At 74.1% G+C, this 18585-nt stretch carries 18 protein-coding genes; 10 read left to right on the top strand and 8 right to left on the bottom strand.

The annotated features are described in order from the left end of the window. Positions 1-12: 12 nt before the first annotated feature. The 3 genes from ACH5AO_RS02080 to ACH5AO_RS02070 are packed head-to-tail and all read right to left on the bottom strand — an operon-like array spanning position 13 to position 3011. Positions 13-477, bottom strand: a complete 465-nt coding sequence (locus ACH5AO_RS02080; RefSeq protein ID WP_398920801.1) for an NUDIX domain-containing protein — start codon at positions 475-477, stop codon at positions 13-15. Further along, positions 474-2012 carry an ATP-dependent DNA ligase gene (locus ACH5AO_RS02075; protein WP_398920799.1) on the bottom strand — a complete coding sequence of 513 codons (1539 nt, stop codon included), beginning with the start codon at positions 2010-2012 and terminating at the stop codon, positions 474-476. Before ACH5AO_RS02075 ends, ACH5AO_RS02080 begins: the two co-directional genes overlap by 4 nt. A gap of 51 nt (positions 2013-2063) precedes the next feature. Then, positions 2064-3011 (bottom strand): NAD(P)/FAD-dependent oxidoreductase, encoded by a 948-nt coding sequence (locus ACH5AO_RS02070; RefSeq protein WP_398920797.1) that lies wholly within the window; start codon positions 3009-3011, stop codon positions 2064-2066. Positions 3012-3088: 77 nt separating this feature from the next. Between ACH5AO_RS02070 and ACH5AO_RS02065 the strand changes: the two genes are divergently transcribed. From ACH5AO_RS02065 to ACH5AO_RS02040, 6 genes are all read left to right on the top strand, one after another. Then, positions 3089-3664 carry a helix-turn-helix domain-containing protein gene (locus ACH5AO_RS02065; RefSeq protein ID WP_398920795.1) on the top strand — a complete coding sequence of 192 codons (576 nt, stop codon included), beginning with the start codon at positions 3089-3091 and terminating at the stop codon, positions 3662-3664. 136 nt (positions 3665-3800) lie between these two features. Next, positions 3801-4778 (top strand): NADPH:quinone oxidoreductase family protein, encoded by a 978-nt coding sequence (locus tag ACH5AO_RS02060; RefSeq protein ID WP_398920792.1) that lies wholly within the window; start codon positions 3801-3803, stop codon positions 4776-4778. Next, positions 4775-5956 carry an acyl-CoA dehydrogenase family protein gene (locus tag ACH5AO_RS02055; RefSeq protein ID WP_398920790.1) on the top strand — a complete coding sequence of 394 codons (1182 nt, stop codon included), beginning with the start codon at positions 4775-4777 and terminating at the stop codon, positions 5954-5956. Before ACH5AO_RS02060 ends, ACH5AO_RS02055 begins: the two co-directional genes overlap by 4 nt. Next, a complete protein-coding gene (locus ACH5AO_RS02050; RefSeq protein ID WP_398920788.1) occupies positions 5953-7035 on the top strand; it encodes an acyl-CoA dehydrogenase family protein in 1083 nt (360 codons plus the stop codon). Before ACH5AO_RS02055 ends, ACH5AO_RS02050 begins: the two co-directional genes overlap by 4 nt. A 176-nt stretch (positions 7036-7211) precedes the next feature. Beyond that, entirely contained in the window at positions 7212-8075 is an 864-nt protein-coding gene (locus ACH5AO_RS02045; protein ID WP_398920786.1) for a phosphatidylinositol-specific phospholipase C/glycerophosphodiester phosphodiesterase family protein, read from the top strand. Positions 8076-8177: 102 nt separating this feature from the next. After that, on the top strand, positions 8178-8372 hold the full coding sequence (locus tag ACH5AO_RS02040; protein ID WP_030865562.1) for a hypothetical protein: 195 nt from the start codon (positions 8178-8180) through the stop codon (positions 8370-8372). Positions 8373-8393: 21 nt separating this feature from the next. Here the strand turns inward: ACH5AO_RS02040 and ACH5AO_RS02035 are convergent, their stop codons facing one another. Then, positions 8394-8789, bottom strand: coding sequence for a luciferase family protein (locus tag ACH5AO_RS02035; RefSeq protein ID WP_398920784.1), 396 nt, complete (start codon positions 8787-8789; stop codon positions 8394-8396). A gap of 115 nt (positions 8790-8904) precedes the next feature. Between ACH5AO_RS02035 and ACH5AO_RS02030 the strand changes: the two genes are divergently transcribed. Next, complete coding sequence (locus tag ACH5AO_RS02030; RefSeq protein WP_398920782.1) at positions 8905-9141, top strand: hypothetical protein; 237 nt, start codon at positions 8905-8907, stop codon at positions 9139-9141. Next, a complete protein-coding gene (locus tag ACH5AO_RS02025) occupies positions 9138-9275 on the top strand; it encodes a DUF4180 domain-containing protein (RefSeq protein ID WP_398920780.1) in 138 nt (45 codons plus the stop codon). The genes ACH5AO_RS02030 and ACH5AO_RS02025 overlap by 4 nt, the downstream gene beginning before the upstream one ends. Positions 9276-9297: 22 nt before the next feature. Here ACH5AO_RS02025 and ACH5AO_RS02020 read toward each other — a convergent pair whose 3' ends face one another. Both ACH5AO_RS02020 and xylB read right to left on the bottom strand, forming a co-directional pair. Further along, a complete protein-coding gene (locus tag ACH5AO_RS02020) occupies positions 9298-10506 on the bottom strand; it encodes an ROK family protein (protein ID WP_398920779.1) in 1209 nt (402 codons plus the stop codon). A 159-nt stretch (positions 10507-10665) separates the two neighbouring features. Beyond that, on the bottom strand, positions 10666-12111 hold the full coding sequence (gene xylB / locus ACH5AO_RS02015; RefSeq protein WP_398920776.1) for a xylulokinase: 1446 nt from the start codon (positions 12109-12111) through the stop codon (positions 10666-10668). 127 nt (positions 12112-12238) lie between these two features. Here xylB and xylA point away from each other — a divergent pair, with 127 nt between their 5' ends. Then, positions 12239-13405: a xylose isomerase gene (gene xylA / locus ACH5AO_RS02010; RefSeq protein WP_398920774.1), complete on the top strand. Its 1167-nt coding sequence runs from the start codon at positions 12239-12241 to the stop codon at positions 13403-13405. A 425-nt stretch (positions 13406-13830) separates the two neighbouring features. After that, complete coding sequence (locus ACH5AO_RS02005) at positions 13831-14229, top strand: hypothetical protein (RefSeq protein ID WP_398920772.1); 399 nt, start codon at positions 13831-13833, stop codon at positions 14227-14229. Positions 14230-14387: 158 nt separating this feature from the next. On the opposite strand, the gene ACH5AO_RS02000 is transcribed toward ACH5AO_RS02005, so the two are convergent. Next, complete coding sequence (locus ACH5AO_RS02000; protein WP_398920770.1) at positions 14388-15659, bottom strand: SWF or SNF family helicase; 1272 nt, start codon at positions 15657-15659, stop codon at positions 14388-14390. Then, positions 15656-18535: a DEAD/DEAH box helicase gene (locus ACH5AO_RS01995; protein WP_398921083.1), complete on the bottom strand. Its 2880-nt coding sequence runs from the start codon at positions 18533-18535 to the stop codon at positions 15656-15658. Before ACH5AO_RS01995 ends, ACH5AO_RS02000 begins: the two co-directional genes overlap by 4 nt. Positions 18536-18585: the final 50 nt, after the last annotated feature.

Below are 18585 nucleotides of genomic sequence, written 5' to 3'. Positions count from 1 at the left end.
GGGGAGGTCTCCTCAGGGCGAGTGCTCCGCCAGGCGGTCGAGAAACGCGGTCTGCGCACCGACGATCACCTCACGGGCCCGGTCCAGGGGGAACCACGCCACCCGGTCCAGCTCCGGGAACTCCCGGACCCGCCCCGACCCGGGCGGCCACTCCATCTCGAACGTGCCCGGGACGACCGCCGCCGGGTCGAGGTCCGCCTCCACCGCCCAGGCCGTGACGGTCTTCCCGCCGGACTGCCGGACCTCCCCGAGCGGCAGCGCCTCCCCGTCCGGCGGCGGCAGCCCCAGCTCCTCCCGGAACTCGCGGCGCGCCGCCTCCCAGGCCGGCTCACCGGGGTCGTACTCGCCCTTCGGCACGGTCCACGCCCCGCTGTCCCGCCGGGCGAAGAACGGGCCGCCCATATGACCGAGCAACACCTCGACGCCCTGACCGGTGTGCCGGAACAACAGCAGTCCGGCGCTCCGGGCGCCCCTCACGGCCGTACCCCGGGGTGCGCGGCGAGCAGGGTCTCCACCGTGTCCGCCTCCTCGGGGCGCTTGTCCTCGCGGTAGCGGATCACGCGGGCGAAGCGGAGGGCGACGCCGGCCGGGTAGCGGGTGGAGCGCTGGAGGCCGTCGTAGGCGATCTCCACGACGAGTTCGGGGCGCACCGTCACGACGTAGCCGCTCTCGTCGACCGCCAGCTCCCGCAGCCGCTCGGTCTGCCAGGTCAGCATCGCGTCGGTCAGGCCCTTGAAGGTCTTGCCGAGCATGGCGAAGCCGCCGTCGGCGGTGCGGGCGCCCAGGTGCAGGTTGGAGAGCTTCCCGGTGCGGCGGCCGTGGCCCCACTCGGCGGCCAGCACCACCAGGTCGAGCGTGTGGACGGGCTTGACCTTCAGCCAGGACGCGCCGCGCCGGCCCGCGCTGTAGGGGGCGTCCAGGCCCTTGGCCACGACGCCCTCGTGGCCGTGCTCCAGCGTCTCGGCGAGGAACCCCTCCGCCGCGCCCAGGTCCACGGGACCCGACACCAGGGTGCGGCGCACCCGCATGGGCTCCGGGACCAGCCGGGCCAGCTCCGCGTGGCGCTCGGTGAACGGCAGGTCCAGCAGGTCGCGGCCGTCGACGGAGAGCACGTCGAAGAAGACGGGGGAGACGGGGACCTCCCGTGCGGCCGTGGCCACGTCCACCCGGGAGCCGACCCGTCCGGCGGTCTCCTGGAACGAGCGGGGGCGGCCGTCCTCGTCGAAGGAGATGACCTCCCCGTCCAGGATGAACCGCTCGCCCCGCAGCTCCCGCGCCGCCGCCGTCACTTCCGGCAGCCGGTCGGTGATGTCGTCGAGGGTGCGGGTGTGCACGCGCACGGTGTCCCCGTCGCGGTGCACCTGGACGCGGATGCCGTCCAGCTTCTCCTCGACCGCGCAGGCCCCCAGCTTCTCCACCGCCTCCGCGACCGAGGAGGCGCTGTGCGCCAGCATCGGCAGCACCGGCCGGCCCACGGTCAGCCGGAACCGATCCAGCGCCCCGGGGCCGTCCGCCAGCAGCGCCCCGGCCACCGACCGGAGCGAGCCGGCCAGCATCACCGCCCGCCGCACATCGGCCGGCGGCGCCCCCGTCGCCCGCGCCAGCCCCTCCACCGCGACCGCGTCCAGGGCGCCCTGCCGGACCTCGCCGGTGAGCAGCCCGGACAGGAACCGCTGCTCCTCCTCGGTGGACGCGCCCAGCAGCTCGCCGACCAGCCGGGCCCGCTCCGCCTGCGATCCCGGGCCGGACACCTCGCCGAGCGCGGTGAGCCGCGCGTCGACCTCGCGCACCGTCAGGGACGGCTCGGCGGCGGGGGCGACCGGACGGCTCAGCACCTTCCAGCCGACCCCGATGCGGCCCTGCGGCAGCCGGCCGGCCAGATACGGGATGACGACCGGCACGTCCTCCGCCTCCGCCTCCCGGAACAGCTCGGCGAGCAGCTCGATCTTCCGGGACCGCGCCGGGGCGGCGGCGACCTCCTGGGACACACGGGCCAGCCGGGACAGCAGCATGCAGTCATAGTGCTCCGGGGGCGGGTGTTCCACACCCCGGCCGTCCGGCGGCTACCCGTTCACCGCGGCGTCCAGATCGGTCATCAGCAGGTCCCCGACGATCGCGGCCGCCGCGCGGTAACCACCGCTCGCCGCGTGCACCACCTGCTCGGAGAAGCCGATCGTGTTGCCCGCCGCCCAGACCCCGGGCACCGTGGTCAGGCCGGTCGAGTCGATCACCGGGTACGTGCCGAAGGGGGTCTCGTTCATCTCGGCGCCCAGCGCCTCCAGCAAGGACGTACGAGGCACCGGGCGCGGCCCGACGAAGAGCACGGAGCGGGCGTGGGCGGTGCCGTCGGCCAGCCGCACCCCGGTGAGCCGGTCGTCCTCGACCACCAGCTCCGCGACCGCACCGGGCACCACCGCGACCCCGGCGACGGCCAGCCGGCGCAGGTCCTGGTCGGACAGTTCCTCCTCGGCGACCTCGTGCAGGAAGAAGGTGACGTCCTTCGACCACTGGGACACCATCAGCGCCTGGTGCACGCTCGACGCGCTCGACGCGAGCACCCCGAACGGCTCGTCGCGCACCTCCCAGCCGTGGCAGAACGGGCAGTGCAGCACGTCCCGCCCGAAGCGCTCGGCGACCCCGGGGACCGCCGGCATCTCGTCCTTCAGCCCGGTGGCGACGATCAGCCGCCGGGCCCGTACGGCCGGTCCCGCGTCGAGTACGACGGTGAAGTCCTCCCCGTCCTTGGCGACGTCCGTGACCCGGTCCCGGACGAGTTCCACGCCGTAGCGCGCGATCTCCTCCCGGCCCAGCGCCAGGAACTCGGCCGGCGCCATCCCGTCCCGGGACAGATAGCCCTGCATGTGCGACGAGGGCGCGTTGCGCGGCTCGCCCGCGTCGACGACCAGGGTGCGGTGCCGGGCCCGGCCGAGCACCAGCGCGGCGGAGAGTCCCGCCGCCCCGCCTCCGACGACGACCACGTCGTACGTCCCGCTTCCGAATGTCTCGTTCATGGTGACCACCTCCACCACGAGGGTTCCCCGGCCACTGCCACATTGACAAATGACTTTGCCGAACCTGCAATACCGGTATGACTACGGACGACGTTCTCGCGGAAGTGGGCCCCCGGCTGCGGCGGATCAGGAAGGAGCGGGAGGTGACCCTCGCGGCACTGTCCGAGGCGACCGGCATCTCCGTGAGCACCCTCTCCCGGCTGGAGTCCGGACTGCGCAAACCCAGTCTGGAGCTGCTGCTGCCGATCGCGCAGGCCCACCAGGTGCCGCTGGACGAACTGGTCGGCGCGCCGCCGGTCGGCGATCCGCGCATCCGCGCGTCCGAGCCGATCCGGCGCTACGGCCGCACCCACTGGCCGCTCACCCGCCAGCCCGGCGGCCTCCAGGCGTACAAGGTGCTGGAACCGAAGCGGAGGCTCGAACCCGAACCGCGCACCCACGAGGGCTACGAGTGGCTGTACGTGCTCTCCGGGAGGCTGCGCCTGGTGCTCGGCGAGCACGACGTGGTGCTGGCGGCGGGGGAGGCGGCCGAGTTCGACACGCGGGTGCCGCACTGGTTCGGGTCGACGGGGGAGGGGCCCGTGGAGTTCCTCAGCCTGTTCGGGCCGCAGGGGGAGCGGATGCACGTGCGGGCGCGGCCCAAGCGGGGGTGACGGGCGGGGCCGCTCCCGTTCCGGTGTTCCCTCGGTGTCCCCTCCGGGTGTCCCTTCCCAGAGGGCAAGCGACCGCTTAGTATGCGGTGGACCCGGTCAGGCGAACCCGACGTTCACGCTCCCGTGGAGGCCCCGCATGCAGGCATGGCAAGTGCACGAACTCGGCGAGCCGGGCGAGGTGATGCGCCTCGCGGAGGTGGCGCGGCCGACGCCCGCCGACGGGCAGGTCCTGCTGAAGGTGCGCGCGGCCGGCATCAACTTCCCGGACGCGCTGATGTGCCGGGGCCAGTACCAGGTCAGGCCGCCGCTGCCGTTCACCCCGGGCGTGGAGATCTGCGGCGAGACCGAGGACGGGCGCCGCGTGATCGCCAACCCCGCGCTGCCCCACGGCGGCCTCGCCGAGTACGCCCTCGCGGACGCCGCCGCACTGCTGCCCGCGCCGGACGCGCTGGACGACGCCGAGGCCGCCGCCCTGCACATCGGCTACCAGACCGGCTGGTTCGGCCTGCACCGCCGGGCCCGCCTGGAGGCCGGCGAGACCCTCCTCGTCCACGCCGCCGCCGGAGGGGTCGGCAGCGCGGCCGTACAGCTCGGCAAGGCCGCCGGCGCCACCGTCCTCGGCGTGGTCGGCGGCGCCGCGAAGGCGTCCGTCGCCCGCGAGCTGGGCTGCGACGTGGTGATCGACCGGCACGAGCAGGACGTCGTCGCCGCCGTGAAGGAGGCCACCGGCGGCCGGGGCGCCGACGTGGTCTACGACCCCGTGGGCGGTCAGGCGTACGCCCAGTCCGCCAAGGCCGTCGCCTTCGAGGGCCGGATCGTCGTCGTCGGCTTCGCCAGCGGGTCCATCCCCAGCCCCGCCCTGAACCACGCCCTCGTCAAGAACTACGCGATCCTCGGCCTGCACTGGGGCCTGTACAACACCAAGAACCCCAAGCTGGTCCAGCACTGCCACGAGCAGCTCACCGAACTCGCCGCGCGGGGCGCGATCAAGCCGCTGGTGAGCGAGCGCGTGCCGCTCACCGGGGCCGCCGACGCCGTGCAGCGGGTCGCCGACGGTGTCACCACCGGGCGCGTCGCCGTGCTGCCCCCGACGGAGAACGGAGCCGCCGCATGACCGACGCCGCCGCACTGCGCCGCATCACCCGGGACTTCCTGGCCGAGCACCCTCCGGCCGGCACGGAGCGCCTCGACTTCCTGCGCGCCCGCTTCGACGCCGGACTCGCCTGGGTGCACTTCCCCGAAGGGCTCGGCGGACTCGGCCTCCCGCGCGCGCTCCAGACCGTCGTGGACGCCGAACTGGCGGCCGCCGGGGCGCCCGACAACGACCCGCGCCGCATCGGCATCGGCCTGGGCATGGCCGCGCCGACGATCCTCCAGTACGGCACCGAGGAGCAGAAGCGGCGTTTCCTGAGGCCCCTGTGGACCGGCGAGGAGGTCTGGTGCCAGCTGTTCAGCGAGCCCGGCGCCGGATCCGACCTGGCCGCCCTCGGCACGCGTGCCGTCCGGGAGGGCGAGGAGTGGGTGGTCGACGGGCAGAAGGTGTGGACGTCCAGCGCCCACCTCGCCCGCTGGGCCATCCTCATCGCCCGCACCGACCCGGACGTGCCCAAGCACCGGGGCATCACCTACTTCGTCTGCGACATGACCGACCCCGGTGTCGAGGTGCGGCCGCTGCGCCAGATCACCGGCGAGGCCGAGTTCAACGAGGTCTTCCTCACCGGCGTCCGCGTCCCCGACACCCACCGCCTCGGTGAGGTCGGCGACGGCTGGCGGGTCGCGCAGACCACCCTGAACAACGAACGCGTCGCCATCGGCGGCATGCGGCTGCCCCGTGAGGGCGGCATGATCGGCCCGGTCGCGAGGACCTGGCGCGACCGGCCCGAACTGCGCACCCACGACCTGCACCAGCGGCTGCTGAAACTCTGGGTCGACGCGGAGGTCGCCCGGCTCACCGGGGAACGCCTGCGCCAGCAGCTCGTCGCCGGGCAACCGGGCCCCGAGGGCGCCGGCATGAAGCTCGCCTTCGCCCGCCTCAACCAGGAGATCAGCGGTCTGGAAGTGGAACTGCGCGGAGAGGAGGGCCTGTTGTACGACGACTGGACCATGCGCCGCCCCGAACTGGTCGACTTCACCGGGCGCGACGCCGGCTACCGGTACCTCCGCTCCAAGGGCAACAGCATCGAGGGCGGGACCAGCGAGGTCCTGCTGAATATCGTCGCCGAGCGCGTCCTGGGCCTGCCGGCCGAGCCGCGCACCGACAAGGACGTCGCGTGGAAGGACCTGGCCCGATGAGCGCACAGCCCGACCTGCTGTACTCGGAGGAGGAAGAGGCGCTGCGCGCCGCCGTCCGGGACCTGCTCACCGACCACTGCGACGCGGCGGGCGTGATCGCCCGTACCGAGTCGGACGCCCCGCACGACATCGCGCTGTGGAAGACGCTCGCCGGCGGAATGGGTCTCGCGGGCCTGCTGATCCCGGAGGAGCAGGACGGGCAGGGCGCCACGCACCGGGAAGCCGCGGTCGTGCTGGAGGAACTGGGGCGGGCGGTCGCACCCGTCCCGTATCTGACCAGCGCCGTCGTCGCCACCGAGGCCGCGCTGGAGTGCGGCGCCGACGACCTGCTGTCCCAGCTGGCGTCCGCCACGGTGATCGGCGCGCTCGCCGTCGCCCTGAACGTCCCGGCCGGCGGCGCCCACAAGACCGTACGGCTCGAGAACGGCGGCCTGCACGGCGAGCTGACCGGCATCGCGGACGCCGCCGTCGCCGACGTGCTGCTGGTGCCCGCCGACGACGGCGGCCTGTACGCGGTCGACGCCGCCGCCGTCACGATCGTCCCCCAGGTCTCCCTCGACCTGACCCGGCCGGTGGCGACGGTCGTCCTCGACGGCGCCCCGGGACGCCGGCTGGGCGACGCGGAGCCCGCGGTACGCCGCGCCCTGCGGGTCGGTGCCGGACTGCTCGCCTCCGAACAACTCGGCTCCGCCGACTGGTCGTTGACGGAAACCGTCCGCTACGTGAAGGACCGCACGCAGTTCAACCGCCCCGTCGGCGGCTTCCAGGCGCTCAAGCACCGGCTCGCCCAGCTGTGGCTGGAGGTCGTCGGTCTCCGCGCGGCCGCCCGCAACGCCGCCGACGCGCTCGCGACCGGCGAGGACGTCGACGTGGCGGTCACCGTCGCCCAGGCCTGCGCCGCGCCCGTCGCGGTCCGGGCCGCCGAGGAGGCGCTGCAACTGCACGGCGGCATCGGCATGACCTGGGAACACCCGGTGCACCTCCACCTCAAGCGGGCCAAGGCCGACTCGATCGCCTACGGCACGGCTGGCACCCACCGCGAGGCACTGGCGGAACTGGTCGACCTGAGAGCGCCCTGATCAGCCGGACAACGGGAGAGGCCCGCCCTTTCAGGGCGGGCCTCTCCCGTTGTCCGGCCCGGTGAAGTGAACGACCGACGGCGGATCGGCCAACTCCCCGCACGGCCGTGCCTCTTGGACACCTGCGGACCGCATACTCACTGAGGTCCCGTACGGCCCCTCCAGGGAGGCAGAGCATGGCCCTCACCACCCGTCGCAGAGCCCTCACCACCCTCGGCGCCGCCCTCGCCGGTACCGTCGCCCTCCCCGCGACCCAGGCACTGGCCGGTGAACAGCGCCACCGCCCGAGCCCGTTGTGGCGAGCCCACGCCCACAACGACTACGAGCACCCCCGTCCCCTCCTCGACGCCCTCGACCACCGCTTCGGCAGCGTCGAGGCCGACATCTACCTGGTCGACGGTCAACTCCTGGTCGCCCACGATCCCGAGGACCTCGACCCGTCCCGCACCCTCGAGTCCCTCTACCTCGACCCGCTCGCCGCCCGGGTCCGCGCCCACCGCGGCTCGGTGTACCGGGGGTACCGCAGGCCGCTCCAGCTGCTGATCGACATCAAGACCGAGGGCGCTTCCACCTATCTCGAACTCGACCGCCACCTGCGCCGCTACCGGCACCTGTTCACCACCTGCGTCCACGGCAGGGTGCTGCCCGGACCGGTCACCGCCGTCGTCTCCGGCGACCGCGCGGCCCGTGCCCCCATGGAGGCCCAGAAGGTCCGCCGCGCCTTCTACGACGGCCGGCTCACCGACCTCGGCAGCACCGCACCGGCCTCCTTCGTCCCGCTGATCAGCGACAACTGGACGCTCAACTTCACCTGGCAGGGCGTCGGTGCCTTCCCCGACGCCGAGCGCCGGAAACTGCGTGACATCGTGGGCACCGCCCACGCGCGCGGGCAGCGGGTGAGGTTCTGGGCCACCCCCGACCTGCCGGGGCCCGCCCGCGACACGCTCTGGGGCGAACTGGTGGCGGCGGACGTCGACCACCTCAACACGGACGACCTCGCGGGCCTGGAATCCTTCCTCGACGCCCACCGGAGGGCGTGACACCACACGTTCGGAGGACAGGTCAGCCGCCCGGACGAACCCTCCGCTACGCCACACTTGCGGCCGAACGCCGCGAAAAGGATGTGGCGGAGGAGGTTGACGATGGCCATTTCCATCTCTGTGGTGCTGCTGCTCGCGGTCCTTGCGGTGATCTTCCTGCGCAACGGCGGGCTGAAGATCTCGCACGCGCTGGTCTGTCTGCTGCTCGGGTTCTACCTGGCCAGTACGAGCATCGCGCCCACGATCCACAGCGGTCTCACGGCGACCGCCGACATCGTCGGCGGTCTGCGGCCGTGAGGCCACCGCGCCGGGCGCGGTTCAGCGGTCGGTGACCGCGTCCCGCGGCAGCACGGTGACGCGGTGGAAGTTGCACCCCGCCGGTGCCGCGGACGCGGACGGAGGCCTGCTCTGGTGCGCCTTGAGGGCGACGCTCACCAGACTGAGCAGCAGGTCCACATCCGTGGCGCAGTCCAGATGCACCGTCACCCAGTCGGAATTCGGCACCACTTGTATCGCGCTCGACCCGCCCAGGTCGTAGTGGAAGCGCTGGATGGCGCGACGGGTGAGGTGGAGGTCCACGTCCCGCGCGGAGTGGAAGTGGACGATCTCCGCCCGGGCGGTGCGGAGCGCCTGCCCCGTGCCGCAACCGGCCGGACAGGCCGTGAGATCGGACCAGGTGAGCAGTCGCTCCATGGCTCGCTGCGCCGGTGTCATGCCCTCATCGTTGCCTGCTCAACGTCCGGACACCAGAAGTTGGACGATTCGTAATCGAGCGGTGAGGTTGTGAAGCTTCCGGAACACCGGTGGGGAACCGACATGTGATCATGTCATGGCAGCCGGCGAGCTCTTGACCCGGCACGGCGTTGCCGTCCTCGTGTGCGACCGCGACGGCCGGAAGCCGAGCGGCGGTGACACCGCCCTCGATCTGATCGGCGACGCCATGGGCTGTCACGCGGAGGTGGTGGCCGTCCCCGTCGAGCGGCCGGCCGACGAGTTCTTCGCCCCGCGCTCGGGCGTCACCGGGGACGTGGGCGGAAGTTCGTCAACGACCGGCTCCGTCTGGTGATCGTCGGCGGCATCGCCTCCCGCGTGGCGGACAGCGACGCCCTGCGCGACTTCGTGCGGGAGGCGAACCGCGGCACCCGGATGTGGTTCGTCGCCGACCGCGCGGAACTCGAACGGAGGCTCGCGCGCGGATAGTTCGCTTGTTCCGGGGCGCGCGTCAGGACCGTTCGGCCACCACCGCCGGGTCGTCCAGGACTCCCCGCACCACCGAGTGCGCCGCGCCCAGCAGCGGGCCCTCGGGTCCCAACGGGGACACGGAGACGGGACAGGCCGGCCCCGCGGTACGGCGGGCCAGCTCGGAGCGGAGCGACGGCAGCAGCCAGGGCGCGAGCCCGGACAGGGCCCCGCCCAGCACCACGCTCTCGGGATCCAGCAGGTTGACCGCACCGGTCAGGGCGATCCCGAGCGCCGTTCCCGCGTCCTCCAGGGCGCGTCGTACGTCCGTGTCGCCCTGCGCGGCGCGGCCCGCGAGGAGACCGACGCGGTCCTCGCCCGGCTCCAGTCCGGCCGCGCGCAGCACCGCCTCCTCGCCGGCGTACTGCTCCAGGCAGCCCCTCCCGCCGCAGGCGCACTCCGGTCCGTCGGGCCGTACCGGTACGTGGCCCAGCTCGCCCGCGAAGCCGCGGTTCCCGTGCAGCAGCCGGCCGTCCACGACGACCGCGGCGCCGATGCCGATCTCGGCGGACACATGGAGGAAGTCGCGCGGCGTGCCCTCGCCGAGCCACAGTTCGGCCAGCGCGCCGAAGTTGGCCTCGTTGGCCACGGTGAGCGGCAGTCCGGCGGGCAGCAGGTCGCCGAGGTCCGTGTCGAGCCAGCCGAGGTTCGGGGCCCGTACGACGGTCCGGGCGTCGCGCGCCACCAGGCCCGGCACGGCCACGGCGAGCCCCGCCGGCCACAGGCCCTCGCCCTCCGCCTCGGCGACGACCCGCTCTATCAGCCCGGTCAGTTCCCCGAGCACCGGCTGGGGGGAGCGGTCCCGGTTCGGGACGTGCCGCACCGCCCGTGACCGGACCCGCCCGCGCAGGTCGACCGCGCAGACCGCGAGATGGTCGACGCCGACCTCGGCGCCGATGCCCGCGGGGCCGCGTCCGCTGACGGCCAGCGCCGAGCCGGGACGGCCCACGCGTCCGGGCCGCTCGGGGCCCAGCTCCTCCAGCAGGCCCGAGCGGATGAGCTCGTCGACCAGCGTGGACACCGCCGCGCGGGTCAGGCCGATGCGGGAGGCGACGGCGGCCCGGGACAGCGGCCCCTGGGCGCTCACGGCGTGCATGACACGGGACAGATTGCGGCGGCGCATGCCCTGCTGGGTGTCGGGCAACGCGCGCCCCGGACCGGCCGGGCGGGTCTTGTGCGGCGGTGCGCTCATTCCTCCGTCGTTCCTCGGTCTCTGCGGTCGTCGGTGTGCTGACGGTCGTCCGGGCCCGTCGGCCTGTGCCTGCCTGCCGGTCGGTGCCGGGGCGGCGGGCACGGACAGCCGGTGCCGTGCCGGTGGGCGCCGGAGGCCGGTGCCCACCGGTGGGTGCCGTCAGCCGTCGGTCGTGACGCGGTCCAGCAGCGGGGCCGCGTCGGAGAGTACCCCGGCCAGCCTGGCCAGCGTCTCCTCGTCCCGCTCCACGGCCTCCAGCACCGGGCCCGCCGCCGTGTCCCAGCGCCGGGCGACCGCCGCCGGGTCCTCCCCGGTGAGCAGCCCGGCCGCCTGCGCCGCCGCACCGAGCGCGACCAACTCCTTGGCCCGGGGCACCTGAACGGCCCGCCCCGACAGCCGCCGTACGGTCTGCTGCCAGGCAGTGCCCCGGGAGCCGCCGCCGATCAGCAGCAGGGGCACCGACGGGTCGGCGTCCTCGTCGAGGACCAGGTCCAGCGCGGCCAGCAGGGAGTACACGGCACCGTCGTAGGCGGCCTGGAGCAGCTGACCGCCGGTGGTGTCGTGGCGCAGCCCGTGTAGCAGGCCGGAGGAGTGGGGCAGGTTCGGGGTGCGCTCGCCGTCCAGGAAGGGCAGCAGCGTGACGCCGCGCCCGGGTTCGACGGCCTCGCGGTCCAGGTTCAGCAGCGCCGCGACCCGGTCCACGGCCAGCGTGCAGTTGAGCGTGCAGGCCAGCGGCAGCCAGTCGCCGCGCGCGTCGGCGAACCCCGCCACCGTGCCGGTCGGATCGGCAGGCCTGCGCTGCGCCACCGCGTACACGGTGCCCGAGGTGCCGAGGCTCATCACCGGGGTGCCGGGACGCACCCCGAGGCCCAGCGCGGCGGCGGCGTTGTCGCCGGTGCCGCACGCCACCAGGGTGCCCTTGGAGAACGGCAGGTCGTGGCTGTCGCGCACGGTTCCGGCGACCTCACCGGGCCGCACCACGCGGGGCAGCAGCGCCGGGTCGAGCCCCACGTGCGCGAGGATCTCCTCGTCGTAGGCCTCCGTCCCCGAGGCCCACCAGCCGGTGCCGGAGGCGTCGCCGCGGTCGGTCGTGCCCTGCCCGGTGAGCCGCTCGGTGAGGTAGTCGTGGGGGAGCCGGACCGCCTTGGTGGCGCGCACCGCGTCCGGCTCGTGCTCCGCCAGCCAGGCCCACTTGGTGACCGTGAAGGAGGTGGCCGGCACGCTTCCGGTGCGCTCGGCCCAGAACTTCGCGCCGCCCAGCTCCTCGATCAGCCGCCGGGTCTGGGGCGCCGAACGCACGTCGTTCCACAGCAGCGCCGGGCGGACCGGCTCCCCGTGCTCGTCCAGGGTGACCAGGCCGTGCTGCTGTCCGCCGATCGACACGGCGGCGGCCTCGTGCGCCGCCTCGCCGCACTGGCGCAGCGCCTCGGACAGGGCGTCCCACCACTGGCGCGGGTCGCTCTCCCGGCCCGCCCCGGAGGTCACCGTGTGCGGTGCCTGGCCGCTCGCGACGACCCGGCCGGTGGCCACGTCGACGACCAGCGCCTTGGTGGACTGGGTGGATGTGTCCACGCCGACGACGAGCGGACCCTCGGCTGCTGACATCGGTCTCTCCCTCTCCTGCGACCCACTTCCGCGACTCGGCGGGGTGTGTCTCTTCCCAGAAATGTTCCTGCATACTAATTTGTAAACCGCCATGACGAAATAGCCTCAGCGAGCAAGGAGCCGCGGCATGAACTACCAGCCCACCCCCGAGGACAAGTTCACCTTCGGACTGTGGACCGTCGGCTGGCAGGGACGGGACCCCTTCGGCGACGCCACGCGGCGCGCCCTCGACCCGGTCGAATCGGTGCGGCGCCTGTCCGAGCTGGGCGCCCACGGCGTCACGTTCCACGACGACGACCTCATCCCCTTCGGCGCGAGCGACAGCGAGCGCGAGGAGCACATCAAGCGGTTCCGGCAGGCGCTGGACGACACCGGCATGAAGGTGCCGATGGCCACCACCAACCTGTTCACCCACCCGGTGTTCAAGGACGGCGGCTTCACCGCCAACGACCGCGACGTGCGCCGCTACGCCCTGCGCAAGACCATCCGCAACATCGACCTCGCGGTCGAGCTCGGTGCCGAGACGTACGTGGCCTGGGGCGGCCGTGAGGGCGCCGAGTCCGGTGGCGCCAAGGACGTGCGGAACGCCCTCGACCGCATGAAGGAGGCCTTCGACCTGCTCGGCGAGTACGTCACCTCCCAGGGCTACGACATCCGCTTCGCCATCGAGCCCAAGCCGAACGAGCCGCGCGGCGACATCCTGCTCCCCACCGTCGGCCACGCCCTGGCGTTCATCGAGCGCCTGGAGCGCCCGGAGCTGTACGGCGTCAACCCGGAGGTCGGCCACGAGCAGATGGCCGGGCTGAACTTCCCGCACGGCATCGCGCAGGCGCTGTGGGCGGGCAAGCTCTTCCACATCGACCTCAACGGCCAGAACGGCATCAAGTACGACCAGGACCTCCGCTTCGGCGCGGGTGACCTGCGCGCGGCGTTCTGGCTGGTGGACCTGCTGGAGTCGGCCGGGTACGAGGGCCCGCGGCACTTCGACTTCAAGCCGCCGCGGACGGAGGACTTCGACGGCGTGTGGGCCTCGGCGGCCGGCTGCATGCGCAACTATCTGATCCTCAAGGAGCGCGCGGCGGCCTTCCGCGCGGACCCGGAGGTCCAGGAGGCGCTCGCCGCGGCCCGGCTGGACCAGCTGGCCCAGCCCACGGCGGCCGACGGCCTCCAGGCCCTGCTCGACGACCGGTCCGCCTTCGAGGACTTCGACGTCGACGAGGCCGCCGCGCGGGGCATGGCCTTCGAGCGCCTCGACCAGCTGGCGATGGACCACCTGCTGGGCGCCCGGGGCTGAGTCCCGACCGCGAGGGCGTGGCCGTCCCGCCCCTGCCACGGGACGGCCACGCCCTCGCACACGCATCCGGGAGAACCGCGCCCCCGCGTGCGGTTCTCCCTCGGTCGTGGCCGACGTGACGACCGCGCGGAATCACACGCGCGCGGTGGCGTGTCTCCGGGCCGACGTAGGGCCTCCCGGCGGCGTCCCGCGCGCGATGGCGCGGCCCGCACCGGCCCGGTACGCGTCCCGCGTGCGCCCTCGCACGGCACGACCGCGTGGCGCACGCGAGTGGTACGGACCGGGCCCGTCGCGCGGACGGTGCTGTGCCGGGCGCGCGCTCCGCGTGGGGTACGCCGTCAGCATGGTGCCCGTGCCCTGAGTCCGTATCAACTTCCGCGCGATGTCCTCGCGCAGGCCCCGTGTCCACGGCGACGATGGTGTGCATGGCCACGCCACCCGTACCGCCCCGGCCGCCGGACGGCGGCAGTTTCGGACCACCCGCGAACGACGGCGCGCCGCCGCCCCGCCCTCCCGGGCCGCCCGGTGGGCGCAGGCTCGTGCTCGTCCTGCTCGCCGTCGTCGTCGCCATCGCGGCCGTGTCCCTCGTCGTACTGATGGCCACGGGCGACGACGATTCGCCGGACAAGGAGCCCACCGAGAGCGGCACGGGCACCGGCGGCTCACCCGCTCCGTCCCTGGGCATCCCCTCCGAGCTGCCCAGCGGCCTCCCGAGCCGGCTCCCCTCCGGATTCCCCACGGAACTGCCGTCCGAGTTCCCGAGCGAGCTGCCGAGCGGCCTGGAGTCGCTCCTGCCGTCCCTGGGCGACGTGGAACTGCCCTGACCACACCGCACGGAACACGGCCACCCCCTGGAAGGGCCCTCCGCCGAGACCGTCGCCGGGTCCTTGCGGGAACTCCTGCCGGGCCCGGCGGCCGTGTTCCTCGTGGTACGGCCGCCGGGTCTGTTGCGGCTTCGGTGTGGTGGCGAACTCGCCGGTGGCTACCTTTCGGGTGCGTGTTCCGCCGTGGCCAGTGCCGTCGCCGGGTCCCGGGAGGAATCCCCTGCCGGGGTCCACCGGCCGCGTTCCTTGCGGTACGGCCACCAGCGCCCCTCCCGGTCCAGGCGCAGCTGGACGGGTGCGCCGGCCACCGTCCACCGGTTGGCCCGGGCCCGCAGCACCGGCCGCTCGTCCTCGTCCCACGCCGAGTCGAGGGCGGCACGCGCGCGTGCCAGCCGCTCGCCGTCCACGGTCCACTCCTCGTCGAGCACGGCCAGGGCCGCCGCACCGCCGTGTCGCCAGGCCCGTACGGCCGCGGCCAGCCCTCCCCGGCCGCGCCCGGACCCCTCGGCGAGCCGCTCCGCCACGGCGCGGCCGGGCTCCCCGGCGGCCAGCCGCACCGCGTCCCGCGCGACGGCCGGTTCCGGTTCCACGGACTGCCGTTCGTGCCCGTCCCGGAGCGCCTCCGCCAGCAGCCGGTGGGCCTGCACGGCGGTCCGGGCGGCCAGGAACTCCAGCGCGGACGGATCGATCCCGGCCGCGGGTTCCGCCTCCGTGTCCAGCGACGGCGGAACACCCGGCTGCGCGGGGAGGACAGGGGTGTCGGGAAGCGACGGCAGGATGTCGCCGGCCGCGTAGGCCTCGGCCGCGTCCACGCCCTCCGCCCCCCGCGCGAGCTGCCCGGCGGACGCGTCGTCACGCGTCTGGAGCGCCTCCAGCAGGGCGCGTTCACCCCGTCCCCGCATCAGCAGCAGGACGAACGGGTCCTGGTCCAGCAGCCGGGCCACCTGGTAGCACAACGCCGCCGTGTGACCGCAGTGGTCCCAGGTCCCGCAGTCGCACTCCGGTTCCAGATCGCCCAGGCCCGGCAGCAGTTCGACGCCGGCCAGCTCCGCGTCCTCGACCAGGTGCGTGGGCATCTCGCGGTCGAGCAGCGCCGCGACATGCCCGGCCCGCTCCACGGTCATGGCCAGGAAACGGTCCCACTGCTCCTCGGACAGCTCCTGCAGCAGCACGTCCGCGCGGTGGGCGGTACGGTCCCGGTCCAGTACGACCGCGGTGATGCGCCCCGGCCGTACGGACACCGCGCCGACCGCGCCCGCGCGGGCGAGCCCGCGGCCCGCCTTGAGCTGCTTGGAGTCCAGCGCCGTGCCCTCCAGCGCCCTCAGCCAGGTCTGGCCCCACCAGGTCTCCGCGAAAGCACGCCCCCGCGCGGGCGGCAGCGCGGCGAAGACGCGCTCCACGCCGGCCTCGTCACCGTCGTACCGGGTCATCGCAGTCCCCCTCGCAGTCCGACCAGCTCCGCCAGCTCGGCGTCGGTCAGTTCGGTGAGCGCCGCCTCGCCGGAGCCGAGCACCGCGTCGGCCAGTTCGCGCTTGCGCTCCAGCAGCCCGGCGATGCGGTCCTCGATGGTCCCCTCGGCGATGATGCGGTGCACCTGCACCGGCCGGGTCTGGCCGATGCGGTACGCGCGGTCCGTCGCCTGCGCCTCGACGGCGGGGTTCCACCAGCGGTCGTAGTGCACGACGTGCTCCGCGCGGGTGAGGTTCAGCCCCGTGCCGGCCGCCTTCAGCGACAGCAGGAAGACCGGTACCTCGCCGTCCTGGAAGCGGCGCACCATCGCCTCGCGTCCGGCGACCGGTGTGCCGCCGTGCAGGAACTGCGTCGGCACGCCCCGCGCGGCCAGGTGCCGTTCCAGCAGCCGGGCCATCCCCACGTACTGCGTGAACACCAGGACACCGGCCTGCTCGGCGAGGGCCGTGTCGAGGAGTTCGTCCAGCAGTTCCAGCTTTCCCGACCGCCCCGCGACCACCGGCCGTTCCTCCTTGAGGAACTGCGCCGGGTGGTTGCAGATCTGCTTCAGTCCGGTCAGCAGTTTCACGATCAGTCCGCGCCGCGCCATGCTGCCGGCGCCGGCGATCTCGGCCATCGCCTCGCGCACCACGGCCTCGTACAGCGCCGTCTGCTCCCGGGTGAGCGACACGGCGTGGTCGGTCTCCGTCTTGGGCGGCAGCTCGGGTGCGATCCCGGGGTCCGACTTGCGGCGGCGCAGCAGGAACGGCCGTACCAGACGGGCCAGCCGGTCCGCCGCGGCCGGGTCCTGCCCGCCCTCGACGGCGTCCGCGTACCGCCGCCGGAAGGTGCCGAGCCGGCCCAGCAGTCCGGGAGTCGTCCAGTCGAGGATCGCCCACAGTTCCGACAGGTTGTTCTCCACCGGCGTGCCGGTGAGCGCCACGCGCGCGCGTGCGCCGATGGAACGCAGCCGGCGGGCCGTCGAGGAGTACGGGTTCTTCACGTGCTGGGCCTCGTCGGCGACGACCATGCCCCAGGGGACCCCGGCGAGCCGGGAGGCGTCCAGCCGCATGGTGCCGTACGTGGTGAGCACCACCTCGCCGTCGGCCACGTCGTCCAGCGCCCGCCGCGCGCCGTGGAAGCGGCGCACCGGGGTGCCGGGCGCGAACCGCTCGATCTCCCGCTGCCAGTTGCCCATCAGGGAGGTCGGACAGATTACGAGAGTGGGGCCTGCGGACTCCGGATCGGTCTGGCGGTGCAGGTGCAGGGCGATCAGGGTGACGGTCTTGCCGAGCCCCATGTCGTCGGCGAGGCAGCAGCCCAGGCCCAGTGAGGTCGTCCGGGCCAGCCAGCTCAGGCCGCGCCGCTGGTAGTCCCGCAGCGTGGCGGCGAGCGCGGCGGGCTGCTCGACGGGCTCCTGCGCCTCGGGGTCCGCGAGCCGGTCCCGCAGTGCCGCCAGCCACCCGGTGGGCCGGACCTCGATCCGGCCGCCGTCGACCTCCACGGAGCCCGTCAGGGCCGCGCCGAGCGCGTCGACCGGCGTGATCCTGCGGTCCTGGCGCGCACGGGCCCGGGCCAGTTCCCGCGGGTCGACCAGGACCCACTGGTCGCGCAGTCGTACGAGGGGGCGGTTCGCCTCGGTCAGCCGGTCCAGTTCCTCGCGCGTGAGCCGCCGGTCGCCCAGGGCGAACCACCAGTCGAAGGCGAGCAGCGCGTCGGCGGACAGGAGCGACGGTCCGTCCGCGGACCCGGCCCTCCCGGGACCCGGTCCGTCGTCGACGGGACCGACCTCCGCGCGGGTGGTGAGTTCGCGGACCAGTTCCCTGGGCCAGTGCACGTCGACGCCCGCACCGGCGAGTGCCCGGCCTCCGGCGCCGAGGAGTTCGGCGATTTCCTCTTCCGCGAGGTCCACCGCGTCCGGCACGGTGGCCGACAGCAGGGGGGTGAGCGGCGCCCAGGCCCGCGCCGCGCGGCGGAGCGCGAGCAGGGCGTTTATCCGCGCGCGGGAGTCGAAGGCCGCGTCACGGGTCCCGGCCCACACCTCGCCGGCGTCCGCGACGAGCGCGGGGTCGTTCACGCCGTGCATCTGGAGGACGGCCCGGAACGACACGTCCGCGGTGCCGGCCGCGTCCGTGAGCCCGCGCACCTCGAGCCGCAGCGACAGCCGTACGCCGGCGTCGTGGCCGGCGGCGATGTCGGCGGCCCAGGTCCGCAGTCCGGGCAGCCGTTGCGGTTCCGGTACCGCGAAGGCGGCGGTGCCGGTCGCGAGGCGGGCGGCGGGGGAGCGGGGGAGGGTGTCGGCGACCGCGTCGAGGAAGGCGCGCAGCAGCCGTTCGGGGTCGGGCAGCCGAGGCGGCACGGTGCCGTCCAGCGGCGTCGCGTGCGCCTCCGGCGGCATCGCGGCGGCGAGCCGGCGGATCGCCTCGACGTCCTCCGCGTCCAGTGGGCCGACGCGCCAGGCGTCGTGGTCGGCAGGGGAGAGGCCGGGCAGCAGCAGACCGCGCGCCACCATGTGCAGGGCGTGCACGGCGGCGGCGCCCCAGAACCGGGTGGCCCGGTGCCCGGCACCACCGGCACGCGCACGCGTGAGGAACGGGAGCGCGTCGCGCACCGGCAGCACGGTGGCGGGCACACGCACCGCCTCGATCCCGTCGTCGCCGGGCACCACGACGGTCAGGTCCTCGGCCGACGCCGCGTCGGCGTCCACGGCCGGCGGAGGCGAGCCGTCGGGCCGCCAGAACGCGATCCGGCCGGTGCGGGCGGGGTCACCGGGTACGAATACGGCCGGGCAGTCGGCCGGCCCGGAGGACGCGGAGTGTGCGGAGGAGGGCGCCGGGTGAGTCGTCTGCGCAGTGATGACAGGGGTCCTCAAACTTGACTAGTGAAGCCGGAGTCGCCGAGGGTACA

This window comes from Streptomyces sp. NPDC018964, from assembly GCF_044390325.1.
Classification (GTDB): domain Bacteria; phylum Actinomycetota; class Actinomycetes; order Streptomycetales; family Streptomycetaceae; genus Streptomyces.
Note: the sequence above shows the minus strand (reverse complement) of the source record. Positions and strands in the feature narration are given on the sequence as shown.